Genomic DNA, 341 nt, shown 5'->3' with positions numbered 1-341 from the left:
TCCGGGGGCCCGCCGCCAACCGGCCATCCATGGCCGGGTGGCGGCTAGCTCGGCATCCATGCCGAGCTGCCCCCTACGCAACGCCTACGCTCGGCCGGCTGGGAAGGGGCCTGAAGATCAAGATCAAGATCAAGATCAAAAGCCAAAGCCAAAGCCAAAGCCAAAGCCAAAGCCAAAGCCAAAGCCAAAGCCAAAGCCAAAGCCAAAGCCAAAGCCAAGGTGCGCAGGCCGGCTCCTTGTAGCCGCTGCCGAAGGCTGCGAACGAGCGCTCGCGCTCGCAAAACCAGGCGGCGCGATAGGTCAGGAATATCGGGGAGGCAGGTTTAGCGTCTCCTGCGGAG

The 341-nt window shown here is 62.8% G+C and carries 1 protein-coding gene; it reads left to right on the top strand.

The window, feature by feature from the left end; all coding sequences use genetic code 11:
* Positions 1-242: hypothetical protein (locus J5M73_RS31565; RefSeq protein WP_207817014.1), on the top strand; the 242-nt coding region annotated here is incomplete at its 5' end.
* Positions 243-341 lie beyond the last annotated feature (99 nt).

The sequence above is a fragment of the Pseudomonas sp. 50_B genome, assembly GCF_017491625.1.
Lineage (GTDB): Bacteria > Pseudomonadota > Gammaproteobacteria > Pseudomonadales > Pseudomonadaceae > Aquipseudomonas > Aquipseudomonas danubii.
This window is presented reverse-complemented; position numbering and strand designations above follow the sequence as displayed.